This window comes from Prevotella conceptionensis 9403948, from assembly GCF_000312305.1.
Classification (GTDB): Bacteria; Bacteroidota; Bacteroidia; order Bacteroidales; family Bacteroidaceae; genus Prevotella; species Prevotella conceptionensis.
The window spans coordinates 233,792-246,985 of sequence record NZ_HE999448.1 but is presented as its reverse complement, the minus strand read 5'-3'; the positions used below and the strand labels follow the sequence as shown (position 1 = coordinate 246,985).

General features: G+C 49.2%; 9 protein-coding genes and 1 pseudogene. 9 read left to right on the top strand and 1 reads right to left on the bottom strand.

What is annotated here, in order from left to right:
* From BN93_RS10355 to BN93_RS10340, 3 genes and pseudogenes are all read left to right on the top strand, one after another.
* Positions 1-307, top strand: a pseudogene (locus BN93_RS10355) (hypothetical protein); the annotation flags it as partial.
* Between the two features lie 265 nt (positions 308-572).
* Positions 573-1,535, top strand: coding sequence for a hypothetical protein (locus BN93_RS10350; RefSeq protein ID WP_019188257.1), 963 nt, complete (start codon positions 573-575; stop codon positions 1,533-1,535).
* 339 nt (positions 1,536-1,874) lie between these two features.
* Positions 1,875-3,929 carry a hypothetical protein gene (locus BN93_RS10340; protein WP_084768775.1) on the top strand — a complete coding sequence of 685 codons (2,055 nt, stop codon included), beginning with the start codon at positions 1,875-1,877 and terminating at the stop codon, positions 3,927-3,929.
* Positions 3,930-4,073: 144 nt separating this feature from the next.
* Here the strand turns inward: BN93_RS10340 and BN93_RS10335 are convergent, their stop codons facing one another.
* On the bottom strand, positions 4,074-4,670 hold the full coding sequence (locus BN93_RS10335; protein WP_044260439.1) for a hypothetical protein: 597 nt from the start codon (positions 4,668-4,670) through the stop codon (positions 4,074-4,076).
* 355 nt (positions 4,671-5,025) lie between these two features.
* Here BN93_RS10335 and BN93_RS10330 point away from each other — a divergent pair, with 355 nt between their 5' ends.
* The 6 genes from BN93_RS10330 (at position 5,026) to BN93_RS10305 (ending at position 12,756) form a co-directional block, all read left to right on the top strand.
* Complete coding sequence (locus BN93_RS10330; protein ID WP_019188253.1) at positions 5,026-6,909, top strand: phosphoethanolamine transferase; 1,884 nt, start codon at positions 5,026-5,028, stop codon at positions 6,907-6,909.
* A 16-nt stretch (positions 6,910-6,925) separates the two neighbouring features.
* A complete protein-coding gene (locus tag BN93_RS10325; protein WP_019188252.1) occupies positions 6,926-8,083 on the top strand; it encodes an acyltransferase family protein in 1,158 nt (385 codons plus the stop codon).
* A 12-nt stretch (positions 8,084-8,095) separates the two neighbouring features.
* The gene (locus BN93_RS10320; RefSeq protein ID WP_044260437.1) at positions 8,096-9,103 is read left to right on the top strand and encodes an acyltransferase family protein; all 1,008 of its coding nucleotides are present in this window, start codon (positions 8,096-8,098) and stop codon (positions 9,101-9,103) included.
* Positions 9,100-9,972 carry a decaprenyl-phosphate phosphoribosyltransferase gene (locus tag BN93_RS10315; RefSeq protein ID WP_019188250.1) on the top strand — a complete coding sequence of 291 codons (873 nt, stop codon included), beginning with the start codon at positions 9,100-9,102 and terminating at the stop codon, positions 9,970-9,972. The genes BN93_RS10320 and BN93_RS10315 overlap by 4 nt, the downstream gene beginning before the upstream one ends.
* A gap of 347 nt (positions 9,973-10,319) precedes the next feature.
* Positions 10,320-10,937 (top strand): HAD-IB family hydrolase, encoded by a 618-nt coding sequence (locus tag BN93_RS10310; RefSeq protein WP_019188249.1) that lies wholly within the window; start codon positions 10,320-10,322, stop codon positions 10,935-10,937.
* On the top strand, positions 10,897-12,756 hold the full coding sequence (locus BN93_RS10305) for a DUF6080 domain-containing protein (protein ID WP_232211163.1): 1,860 nt from the start codon (positions 10,897-10,899) through the stop codon (positions 12,754-12,756). The genes BN93_RS10310 and BN93_RS10305 overlap by 41 nt, the downstream gene beginning before the upstream one ends.
* The last annotated feature ends 438 nt before the right edge of the window (positions 12,757-13,194 follow it).

The window sequence follows — 13,194 nt, the reverse complement described above, 5'->3', positions numbered from 1 at the left end:
CACAAAAGGTTTCGCACAAAAGATGCAAAGCCACACCAGCAAGAACAATCCGCTGCTCGGTTCTGGCAAGTTCGAGTTCCAATGGCTACGTTCTTTCATTGTACACAGCAAAGAGGCAGGCACAAATTCGTGCATCGTGCACTACGAAATACCAGGCGGAAAGAAGGTGTATAAGCGCCTGCTATTGCAAAAGAAACCCAGAACAGCGTACGATTTCGTCATCTCGGACGTGCAGAATGCCACCGAAGACGACCTGCCCTCCATGCAAGACGAAGAAGAAGAGTATGCAGAAGACGACGAAATTTAAGGTTTTCTTGGCGTAACAGGCAAGCCTACGCATCAGTACACGGTGCCTTGTACTCACGCAACAAGCACCTTGTACTGGCACTGCGAGCACCTTGTATTGATACTACAAAGTGCTTGTAGTGTCTGTACAAATATCTTTTCGCTGCACTGCAAATGCTGTTGTGTGGATACATTGATGGCAAGGTGGGGTATGCAAACAACTTTCTAAACTCAATTCCTTCTAACTATATATTGCCCTTGCTGCACCAACCCGCATGGAGATAACAATGAAAAAGCTTACCTTTACCCTTTTGCTCATCGCAATTACCCTGCTAACGGGCTGTTCGGGAGACAAAAAAGCCGATGCAAACAGCACTGGCAACGACTCGGTTAGCGCAAAAACAGACAGCGTACAGCCGTATGTAGAGGAAAAAGACACAACCGACTACTCGAAGTTTGCTAACCCACCCACGCGCATAGACACCACTGTTGGCGATTGGGAAATACATGTACGCGAATTTTATGAGGGTAAGAAGATTGATTATCCAGAGATATACATGTCCTATACTTCTTTGAAGGTGAACATCTATAAAGCAGGCAAACCCGTATTTAAAAACTACAAGCTAAACCTTAAATATCTTGTAGGCAAAGACATCAACAGCAGCTTTACCCTCTTTGCGCCCCAAGAAGTTTACGTAACCCCAACAACAGTGTACCTAAGCCTATCGTATTGCGATGAAATTATCGCCAAAGACTATACATACACCTTGGCCTTTTGTGCCAACAGACAAACGAGAAAGGTTGAAATAACCAACGAATCGTACGAAGGAGAATACAACGGGTATGTGTTTGACCTCTATAACTTCTATGCCATGTACGTAAACGAGCTTGCTCAACCACAACCTAACCCTGCCGCCATACGCCAAGTGCTGAACAAATACTGCACAAAGGGTTTCGCACAAAAGATGCAAAGCCATACAATCAAGAATAATCCGCTGCTTGGTTCGGGCAAGTTCCAGTTCCAATGGCTACGTTCTTTCGCCGTACACAGCAAGATAACCAAAACCAATGCGTGCTTAATACACTATCAAACACCTGCCGGGAAAAGGGTATATAAACTGCTACAACTGCAAAAGAAGCCCAAATCAGAGGACGATTTCCTCATCGATGGCGTATCGAATGCCACCGAAAACGACCGCCCCGTGATGGATTATGACGACGAAACATTTGTAACAGACAACGACATATAAGGTTTTCTTGGCGTAATAAGCAAAATTTTACTACATTTGCACACACTAGCCCACATTAAAAATAAGCCCCAATCAGTTTGTTAAACTGCTTATCAAATGTTTTAAGTCGTTTCCATTACGTCCTGTTCACCTTTCGTTTGCCTGTGGGCATCTTGTCTGCCTTATTCTCTCGATGTAGTCCACTATACCTTTAATAATAAGACAGACAACATACGCAACAATCAAACAATGTCCGCGCAGGCTCCAACGACCGATTTGAATGAAGATGAAAATGCTTACATTACACCATAGGCAACGTGTTGGGCACCGCCAAAACAGAACGCCAATAACAACATAACAATGAAACTGCACAAGAAACAAGCATTGCTTTTAGCCCTATTTCTCATGCCCTTGCATGGGTTGCAAACTAGCGCGCAAGCCCAATCTGCGCCCTCAACACAGCCCTTACCGACGGCAACGCCCACCTTATGGGGGGCAAACGCAAAGACATACGCGGGCCACTTGCCCGTGCATGTAGACAGCGGACGTATATATATGGAGATACCCACTGCCTGCATTGGGCGCGATGTGCTTATCAGTGCGCAAGTAAATTGCGGTTTCGATTTCAATGCTCACCCCATAAAGTCGCTGGGCGTGGTGCAAATTGTTGCCCCAAATGACAAAAGCATCCTTCTAAAACCACTGAAAAACGTTGCAGAAGGCGAAATGATAGCAGTGAAAAATGAGGCCGACCGAGGCATCGCGTACCCTGTTTTGGGGCGCACAAAGGCTGGTGCTGCCGTTATCGACATTACCAACGAACTGCTAACGGGCAAGCAATGGTTCAGCTATCAAGAGCTGTACACCATTCGCGAGATGGTTCCCGACCTCTCTTCGCTCTTGGATGTAAAGGCCAACAATGGCATAACGCAGTTTCGCATAAGGCGTTATCACGGGCAACAAGCCGAAGAGGGCAACTTTTCTAGCTCGATGATTGTATTGCCTGAGGCTAGCGTTCCATTAGAACTAAGTTGTCGCGTACAACTTCTTCCGCAGACTTATGCCCCCATAAGGCTGGCAACAAAGGGCGTAGAAAACCTTACTGTGCCCACCGAAAGCACTTCGCCAACCGCCAAAAACAACATGCCCATCCAGCGTTGGGCACTCAATCGTCCGCTAACATTCTACATCGACAGTCTGTTTCCGCCCCAATATATCGGTGCGGTAAAGGCTGGTGTGGCGGTATGGAACAAGGCGTTGGCCGATGCCGGCATACCCAACGCGCTGCAAGTTGAACAGGTTACGCCCCAAACAGACATCACTCAACCGCGCATGTACGTTTCTTTCGAGCTTGGCCAGCAAGAAACTACGAGCGAAATGCTGTGCCACCCACTCTCTGGCGAATTGTTACGCGGTTGGATTAACGTGGGTAAAGCCGTGTTGGAGGGCAGGATGCTCGACTATTTCCTTTACCTACCCCACTTCGACATGCGTTTTTGGGACGAAAACAGCACCGATGCCATTGTTCAGGAAACCATTCAAGGCAGGGTAATGACGCAGGTGGCGAAGGTGCTGGGCATATCTACAGAAACCGATTACGGACCAAGTGCGTTGCAACTAAGCGATGCCGACAGGCGTGCTGTGGCCTATGCCTACGCCACGGCGCAAGGGAACACGCCCTACGAGCAGCGTGTCGACCTGATAAAACGCCTTTCCATCAAGCCGCAAGCTGCAAGTGGCGATACGCCTGCCTTTGACAAGCGCGTGCGGATAATGGACAACGTGCTGCAACTGATGCCACAAATCGACCAAAAAGCCAACATGGCGAAGTTTAAAAAAGAGCAAGGCTTTGCCCTATGGCATCTTTATCGCGATGCCGTGGGCACGTACGGCGAGCAATTGGTGGCCTTATCCGAAACTTTCGACAAGGAGAAACCATCGCCGTTGAAACGCACGGCCATGCGTTTGTTGACGAAATACATCATGCTAGCCGACAGTGGACTAGAAAGTAAGCGAATAAACGAAAACCAATTGACCAGTAAGGGCGATGAACTAAGTATGTCGCTGGATGGCGTTTTCGGCAATTTGTTTAGTACCGACACCTTCAACATGCTGTTAAAACAAGGCACGAAGAGGGGTGGATACGGCATTAACGAGCACATAGGCATACTTTGCGATGCCTTTTTCAACAACATCGAAACATCGCGCATGCCCTCAAACTATCTTGCCAACCTGCAACTACGCTATATAATGGCACTGAACAAGGCGGCGAAAGATGCACACAAAGGCAGTAAACTGCAACTATGGCTACAACACAAGATAGCAACCACGCGCACAATGTTGGCAACGATGGCACAAAAATGTAGCTCCAACGAGGGAAAGGCGTGGTACAAACTGTTGCAAAATAGGCGTTAGCACAGCAGCCTTTCGGTAAACGTTCTTTACGAGTCAACTTGTTCCCACCGCTCCTTTCCAAAGAAAAAACCAATACAACAAAAGCTTTTAAGTGTTGGGATTTGCAAGTTTAAAATCGGGTACGAGTGCCCCATACCCTCCTTATTAAAAGAAAGGCTTGTCCATAAGTGGTTTCAACACATCCTCGTACAAAGTTTTTCTGTCTATTAGTGTTCTTACCTCATTACCCACTATCTGAGACGGGGGGATAATACAGATGATGTAAGCACAGCCGTCTATAAAGTATGGAACGGCATACAAGGGTGCTTTGCATTCTTCAACCATGAATTTTTCTCTCTTAAAAGCACTGATGCTCCACCGCGTTTCGGCAGACTTGAAGGCCATGACGCTTATTACATCTTTCTCTACGCCGTCTCTAAGCAGCCACACATCCTTTACCGTAACCCAAAGAGCGTGCCTCAACCAATTAGGATTCATGCCTTTCATCACAGCTTTTATCAGCCACGTATTGCCTTTGTTTTTGTGTCTGCCGGTAAAAGCCTTGCCCGTCCACCGCAGTGTGTCGGTGTTCTCAACAGATAGCACACGATAACTTGGCGTATTGCTCTCTCTCACGGAGTCCACCTGCTGTGTCTCGCTCTTGTTTTGCAGCGTCGTGTCTGTTGAAGTCGGCGCAGTTTGTGCTTTGCAATTGCAAAACATACCCATTAGGCATATAATATGTAACGCTAATCTCTGCATAATTTTAGATTATTATTTTGCTGTAAAGGTAGCGTTTTTTCTGTTCGCCACTCAACTCTCTCGCCTTAATTATCCTTAATTGTATGGGGGTTTAAGTTGAAGAGTAAACGAGTTGACAAGTTGATAAGAGCGAGGTTGGGCGCGTGGCCGTTTTCTTTTACCAAACAAATTAAACGCTTACATTGGCGGTTATCAATGATAAAAAGTGTAAATTTGCATAACATTACGAACCAACACCGCGTTTTTATAAAAACGCGCAGACGTGTTTCATGCGGCACACAACAGGCCCTAACAAGCTGTTGTGCGCCTATTTGTGGCAATATACACATATAAAGAAAAAAGGAACTAAAAAGAAATGACCTTAACAGTATTGAGCAAAAAAATCTTTGGCTACGTGGTTAAACCCCTACAAATCAATGCGCCGTTCTTCGTGTCGATGTACCTCTTGGGCGTGATTTGTGCGTGGCTAACCCTCCCCCACAGTGCAAACGAGAAAATCTACAGGCACCTTTACACCGAGCTACTGGCAGACCTCTACACCCTTTGCCTGCTTTTAAGTATCTTGCCACAACGTATCCGCCCGTGGGTTCGCGGCGTTCTATACCTTATCTTATACCTAACGACGGCCGTCGACGTGTTTTGCCGCGTTCAGTTAGATTCCGTCATCACCCCCACCATGTTGCTTTTGGTGGGCGAAACCAATGGTCGCGAGGCCACAGAGTTTCTTTCCAGCTACCTTTCTTTCAGCATTCTGTTTAGCAAATTTGGGTGGATTGTGCTTTTCGCCCTTTCCCATTTGGCCTATACGTTACGCCGTTTCGCCCCCAAGTGGTTGAAGGCGGCCTGCCAAAAGCTTTCGGGCAAACTTCCCACCATCAGCACACCATTGGCCAACAAGCTCAAAAAGTATGCCCCCATCGGCTTTACAGGCATTCTGATTTGGAGCTTTTGCATTACCGCCGGCAACAAAGTGGCCCTTTGGAAACTGATGCATGGCAAGAGCGTTGGCGAAGTGGAACACATGCTTACCGAGCAAAACCACGGAGAATGCTACCACCCTGTGCACCATTTAATGTTCTCGATATATGCCAACTCATTGGCATCGCAACAGCTAAACAAGCTCATTGCAGCCGCCAAAACGGCAAAAGTAGACAGCTGCACGTACACCAGCCCGCACATCGTGCTGATTATCGGCGAGAGTTTCGGCAAACATCATTCGCAGCAATACGGATATGTGCAACCCACAACGCCACGGCAAATACGCCGCGAACGCAGCAAACAACTGGTGAAATTCAACGATGTGGTGTCGCCTTGGAACCTTACCAGCTACGTTTTCAAGCACGTTTTTTCGCTCTACGATGTGGGCGACCGCGGAGAATGGTGCGACTATCCGCTCTTTCCCCAACTGTTTCGCAAAGCGGGCTATCACGTAACGTTCATCACCAACCAGTTTTTGCCCCAAGCAAAAGAAAACGTTTACGATTTTAGCGGCGGCTTTTTTCTGAACAACCCCACGCTGAACAAGGCCATGTTCGATACGCGAAACGACAGTTTGCACATCTTCGACGAAGACCTGGTGCGCGAATACGCACGCTTAAAGTCGCAAGAAGGCCGGCACAACCTCACCATTTTCCACCTCATTGGGCAGCACGTAGGGTACAAATTCCGCACGCCAAACGACCGCCGGCGATGGAATGGCACCGACTACAAAACACTTCGCCCCGACTTAACCCCCGGTCAGCGCAGCGTCCTGGCACTTTACGACGATGCCGTGCTATACAACGACTCGGTGGTAGACCTTATCGTCAAGCAGTTTGAAAACGAAGATGCCATCGTTATCTACATGCCCGACCACGGCGAAGAATGCTACGAGGAAAACCGCGGCATTGTTTGCCGCAACCATTCGGCCGCCATCGACTACCCCTTGGCCAAATACGAGTTCGAAATTCCTTTCTGGATATGGTGTTCGCGAACCTACATCGCCCGTCATCCCGACATCTATCGGCAGATACAAAACGCGCGCAACCGACGTTTTATGACCGATGCCCTACCCCATTTGCTGCTCTATCTGGCTGGAATAAAAACCAAAAGCTATCGCGAAGAGAACAACTTGATTAGTCCGAAGTACAACGAAAATCGGCCTCGAATACTCAAAGGCACCACCGATTACGACAAATTGCCGCGCCCCAAGCCCCAAAGTGCATCGCCAAACATTGGCCAACACCTTGCAGCACATTAACCCCACACCCGTCATTATGTCACAAAACGAGCAACATACAGAAGAAAAAAACGCTGTACTAACCAGCCACCAACAGGCCACGGCACACGCCAACAGCCACGCCAACAAGCCCACTGGCGGCCAAAACACCACCAGCATCAATGCCTGTATGCGCGGTTTGGCCATCATTGGGCTTTTCTTGCACAACTATTGTCATTGGCTTGGTCCGATAGTTAAGGAGAACGAATACACCTTTAACGCCGAAAACGTAACGCGCATGAACCAGGCTTTGGTGCATCCCGATACACATTTGCCCATGCACTTGTTGTCGTTCTTCGGCCATTATGGCGTGCCGGTGTTCCTTTTCCTCAGCGGATATGGCCTTTTCAAGAAGTATCACGGCCTTCAAGTGCCCGCGGGCAAATTCCTGTTTAGCCATTATCTAAAACTGTTTCGCATGATGGCGGTGGGCTTTGCGCTCTTTATCGCCGTGGATACGCTTAATCCGCCCAGCTGGCATTACGACAGTTTGAAGGTTATCTCTCAGCTATTGATGGTCAACAACCTGCTACCCCGTCCCGATAAGATGATTTGGCCCGGTCCTTTTTGGTTCTTCGGGCTGCTGATGCAGTTTTATTTGCTCTATCGTTTGGTGCTTCATCGCCGTCATTGGGGCATAACTGCGTTGCTTATGGCCCTGTGCTTGATTGTACAATTGCAGCTTCCGCCCCTAGACGAGGTAATGAATCGCTACCGTTACAACTTCATGGGGGGCATGTTTCCCTTTGGCTTGGGCTTGCTTTATGCCCAATTTCATAAGTCGGCCACGCTGTGGGGCGACGACAACGTTAAGCAATCGGCCGCCCTTTTGGTGTGCATTGTCCTGATTTATTACCTCAGTCAAACATTCTTAGGGTGGACTTTTGTCCCTGCCATTATTTGTCTTGCAACCCTCTTAACTGCCAAGTTGCTGGCACGCGCCCCTGTAATGGCGTGGCTTTATCGCGCCCTGTGCTGGATGGGCGGCATCTCGGCGGCTCTCTTTGTAACCCATCCCGTCACCCGAAAGCTCATCATCCCCATCTCGCGATATGGCCAACCCTACCTCGGATTGCTGCTCTACATCGTGGCATCCGTTGCTTTAGCATGGGTGACAGACAAGCTTATCCGGCGCATTCCGCTACCCAAACGTTAACATCCGCAACCAATGACCCCAACAACAAACGGCATCCGCTTTGCCAACATCAGCCTACATCGAAGTGAACTAATGGGTTTGGCCATGATAGCCATTGTGCTTTTCCATGTCAGCTTGCCCCGTTTGTCGCCCTTCTATGGGCTTTGGCGTATGGGAAACATCGGTGTCGACGTGTTTCTTTTCCTTAGTGGCGTGGGACTTTGGTATGCCCTAACAGGCAACAAGTCGCTCAAACGTTTCTTCACACGCCGCTATCTGCGCATCTATCCCACGTGGTTTCTCGTGGCGTGTCTTTACTATGTGCCGCTCTTTTGGCAAGGAGCGAAAGGACCAAAAGAAGTGATTGACCTGGCGGGCGACGTGTTGGTGAACTGGGATTTCTGGCTACACGATGAGCTAACGTTTTGGTACATACCAGCAACCATGATGCTCTACTTCTTCGCTCCCGCCTATGTGCGACTCGTTTCGCGCCATCCTGCCTACCGCTGGTTGCCCGTTTTGATGATTGTTTGGTGCGTGGCCGTGCAATGGGTAAGTCCCATACACGATGCAGTTGGCCACATCGAGATATTTTGGAGCCGCGTTCCCATCTTCTTTATCGGCATCAATTGCGGTGCGCTGGTAAAGCAAGGACTAACACTCAGCTCCCAAAGCGTTTGGCTTTTGCTGGCTGCCGCGGTGCTCTCTCTTGGCGTAGACATCTATTTAGAGCAGACAAGGCACGGACTTTTTCCGCTTTTCATCGGGCGGATGCTCTACATCCCCGCCACGTTCAGTCTTGTTTTGCTATTGGCCAACTGGCTTACGGCCGTTCCGCAGCGCATAAAACGCTTTCTGCGACTGGTTGGAACCGTGAGCCTAGAAATGTATCTGCTGCACGCCCACTTCGTATTGGTGTACATAAAGCGGCTGCAATGGGGCTATTGGCCCACGTTCTTGGCCTGTTTCGCCATCACGTTTCCCTTGGCATGGCTGCTAAACAAGGGGATGGAACAACTAACAAAGCGATTTGAAAGATGAAAAAAACGCTCTTACTTATTCGTCCGCAACAATGGATTAAGAATGGGTTTGTGCTCATTCCCATGTTCTTTGGCGGACGACTGCTGAATGCCGACGATGCCATCGCAAGCGTCGTTACTTTCTTTGCATTCAGTTGCGCGGCATCGGCTATTTATTGTTTCAACGACATCGTTGACGTAGATGCCGACCGCCGACACCCCGTAAAATGTCGCCGACCCATTGCATCGGGCGCGGTAAGTGTGCCAACGGCCTATGCCTTAATGGCCGTCTTGGTGTTGTTGTCGGCCTTATTGCTGTTCTTCCTACCCCAACGGGCAGGCGAAACGGCAGGCATCGTGGCCTTTTACTTCTTGCTTAACATGGCTTATTGCCTATGGTTGAAACGCCATGCCATCATAGATGTGTGCACGGTGGCCTTTGGTTTCGTGCTACGGATATTGGCTGGCGGCATGGCTTGCAACGTAGCGGTGAGCAATTGGTTGGTGTTGATGACCTTCCTACTTGCGCTTTTCCTGTCGTTTGCCAAGCGGCGCGACGACGTTTTGCGCATGAACGAGACGGGCGAACCGCCTCGCCGCAACACCATACGCTACAATATCACCTTCGTAAACCAAGCCATCACCATTACAGGTACCGTTACTTTGGTGTGTTACATCATGTACACGGTGTCGCCCGAGGTGGTTAGTCGGTTCCATGCACCCTACCTTTACCTCACCAGCATTTTCGTTTTGGTGGGTCTTTTGCGCTACATGCAGCTCACAGTGGTAGACGAAGTGAGTGGCGACCCTACCAAAATACTACTCCGCGACCGATTTACGCAAGCCATTGTGGTGGCGTGGATCATGGCGTTTCTGTTGATAATATACTAGGAGTAAAGGGAGTAAGGAGGTAAGTTGAGGAGTTAATTGAGGAGTTAAAGGAGTTAAGGAGTTATGGAGTTAAGCCAAATGTATAGGTGGTGTTAGGCTAATAGGATAAGTCCGACCAGTCTGACTTGTCTGACTTGTCTGACTTGTCCGACTTGTCTGACTTGTCCGACTTGTCCGACTTGTCCGAAAGCTAGAATGAACTAGAAACCTAGAAACCGCTAGACACCTTTTAAAGGCGTTAGCCATCCTTTCACCCTTTCACCCTTTCACCTTTTAAAGGCGTTAGCCATCTTTTCACCCTTTCACCTTTTCACCTTTTCACCTTTAAAGATGAGACCGATTATATTATGACTACAAATTCTACAACGCCCATGCGCGTTTCACTTTTCGACTTCGACGGCACGCTAACCACGCTCGATACCCTGCCCGCCTTTATCGCCCACGCTGTGGGAAGGTGGCGAATGCTCGTGGGATTTGGGCTTTACCTGCCCCTGATCGTGCTGATGAAGTTGCATCTATATGCAAACGGACGAGTAAAAGAACGGCTATTCGCCCACTTCTTCAAAGGGATGACGCTCGAAACATTCGATGCCCACTGCCAATCGTTCGCTAAAAACAACGCACACATACTGCGCCCACAAGGAATAAAGGCCATAGAAACGGCCTGCCAACGGGGCGAAAGCGTGCTGATTGTCAGTGCCAGCATCACCAATTGGGTGCTACCCTTCTTTCGCCAACTGCCACAAGTGCAGGTTATCGGCACCCAAATAGCCGTAGAAAATGGGAGGCTGACGGGGCGATTTGCCTCGCCCAACTGTCATGGAGCAGAAAAAGTGCGGCGCGTGGAAAGCCTTTTCATCCCCCGACAACAATACTATATCACGGCCTACGGCGACAGCCAAGGCGACAAAGAAATGTTAGCTTATGCGGATGAACCACATTACAAACCATTCAGAACAAAATAGACGACAAAGCTTAGGCGAGGTTTTGCGATTTGGCATCGTAGGCCTGTCGGCCACCGCCATACAATACGCCTCTTATTGGGTAGGGTTGCAGTTTGTCAACCACAATCTGGCCATGACCGTGGCTTATCTCCTCAGCTTTGCCTTTAATCTTTGGGCCAGCATGCGTTATACCTTCCGTGTAGACGCAACTCCTGGCCGTTGGGCAGGTTTTGCCGTGGCTCATGTGGTGAACTATCTGTTGCAGATGGCCACACTCAACCTCTTTGTCGACCTTGGCGTAAGCAAAACGCTCGCGCCCTTGCCCATGTTTGCCGTTTGTGTGCCCATCAACTTCCTGCTGGTTCGTTTCTTTCTCAAACACAACGGCATACGTTTATTTGCCATCTTCAAGGTTCAACGCGAGGAATGGGTCGTTGGCGCGCCCTTGCTTACCATCGTCGTGGGGCTACACGCCCTGCTCATCGCACGTTATTACGCACTGTTCACGCCTATACAAGCCCAATATTGGGACCTTTTCATTCGCAACTTCCACCTCTCAGGCTTCGATCCCATTACTTACGTTGTGGTTAGCGATTGGCAAGCTGGCTACAACGTATTTCGTCATCCCCTATTAGCCTTCTTCATGTATGTGCCATACATGATTAACCAAGGTCTGATGTGGCTCACGGGCATCAACTGCGCCATCTTCGTTGTGGCTGCGCTGCAAACCTTCGCCGCGTTCTATTCATTGATGTTTCTTCACAGGCTGTTGCGCCGTGTTATGGGGCTTTCCTTGTTCGATACCCGCCTGCTAAGCCTGTTTTTCTTCGCCTTGGGCTACATCACCGTATCGGCCATCGCACCCGACCACTTCATTCTTTCGCTCTTTGCCCTGCTACTCACCCTCTTAGTAGCCGCCAACCACCAACAACAAGCCACAACCATGCCCACGTGGAAGGCCCTTTGCCTATTCGTTCTCACGGCTGGCATATCGCTTAACAATGGCTTAAAAGTATTCGTTGCGGCACTTTTCGTCAACGGCCGCCGCTTTTTCCGTCCCCGTTTCCTACTCTTTGCCGTGCTACTGCCTTCGGCCTTGATATGGGCTTTTGCCCGTTTCGAGTACAAACGCTTTGTTTGGCTGGGCGAAGTTAAGCGGCATCAGGCACGCGACAAGCGTAAGGCTGAGGCCAAGAAGAAAGCCGAAGAGGAGGCCCGAAAACGCCAATTGGCATGGGAAGAGGCCGTGCGAGAGGCGAAAAAGAAAAGTCCGAACAATCCCAAGCTACCGCCACGCCCCACCAACTCTGCCCCAAAGAAAGGTCAAAACGATGGTGCAGCCGCTAAAATGGGTAGACCTATGACGAGCGAAGGGTTCTTGCGGTGGACCGACATCAGCACTTCGCGCCTGCAATCGGTTACAGAAAACCTCTTTGGCGAGAGCATTCAGCTGCATCGCAATCATCTGTTGGAAGACATGTATGGGCGTAGGCCCGTCATTGTGCACTATCGTTGGGCCATCAACTACGTGGCCGAAGGGTTGCTGGTGCTGCTCTTTGTGGCTGGCCTTTGGGTGGGACGGCGCAACAAACTGTTGCTCATGGCCCTGGCCTTTGCCGCAATGGACTGGGTGTTACACGTGGGATTGGGTTTCGGTCTTAACGAGGTGTACATCATGACAGCCCATTGGGCCTACGTGTTACCTTTGGGTTTGGCCGCCCTTTTCGTAGTTGCCACAGGCCGAAAGCGCACCTTTCTGCGCATCGCCATTGGCTCGCTCACCCTTTGGCTATACGCTTGGAACTTATACTCTGTGGTAGATTATCTGCTCAACAGCTAGACACCATATCAATAAGTTAGTAATTATATTTTACAAACAACACCCTTTCTGCCACCCCATTCTAGCGAAAATTAAGGGCTATAAGCAAGCAATTAGCCGCTAGTTGCAGTCATAGGCATTTCTTTTTCTGTCCAATTTTAAGAATACCTGCTGCATTTAGCACCATTTTGCCTTTCTATTTGGTGCCAGGCTCATTGTTTTTTCACTCCCAAAAACCTGCATTTAGACCCTAAAATGCCGCTTTTTAATGACTATTTTGCCCTTTTCAGTCACGTTTCTAATGGTTCTAAAAGGTTATGTTTATACCATTGCAGCGTATTTTTATGCTTTTCGTCTCGCATTTTGCAGCGTTTTGCACTGCGTTTAGCACCAAAACGCACTGCATTTAGCACCAAAACGCACTCCATTTAGCACCAAAACACACTGCATTTAGCACCA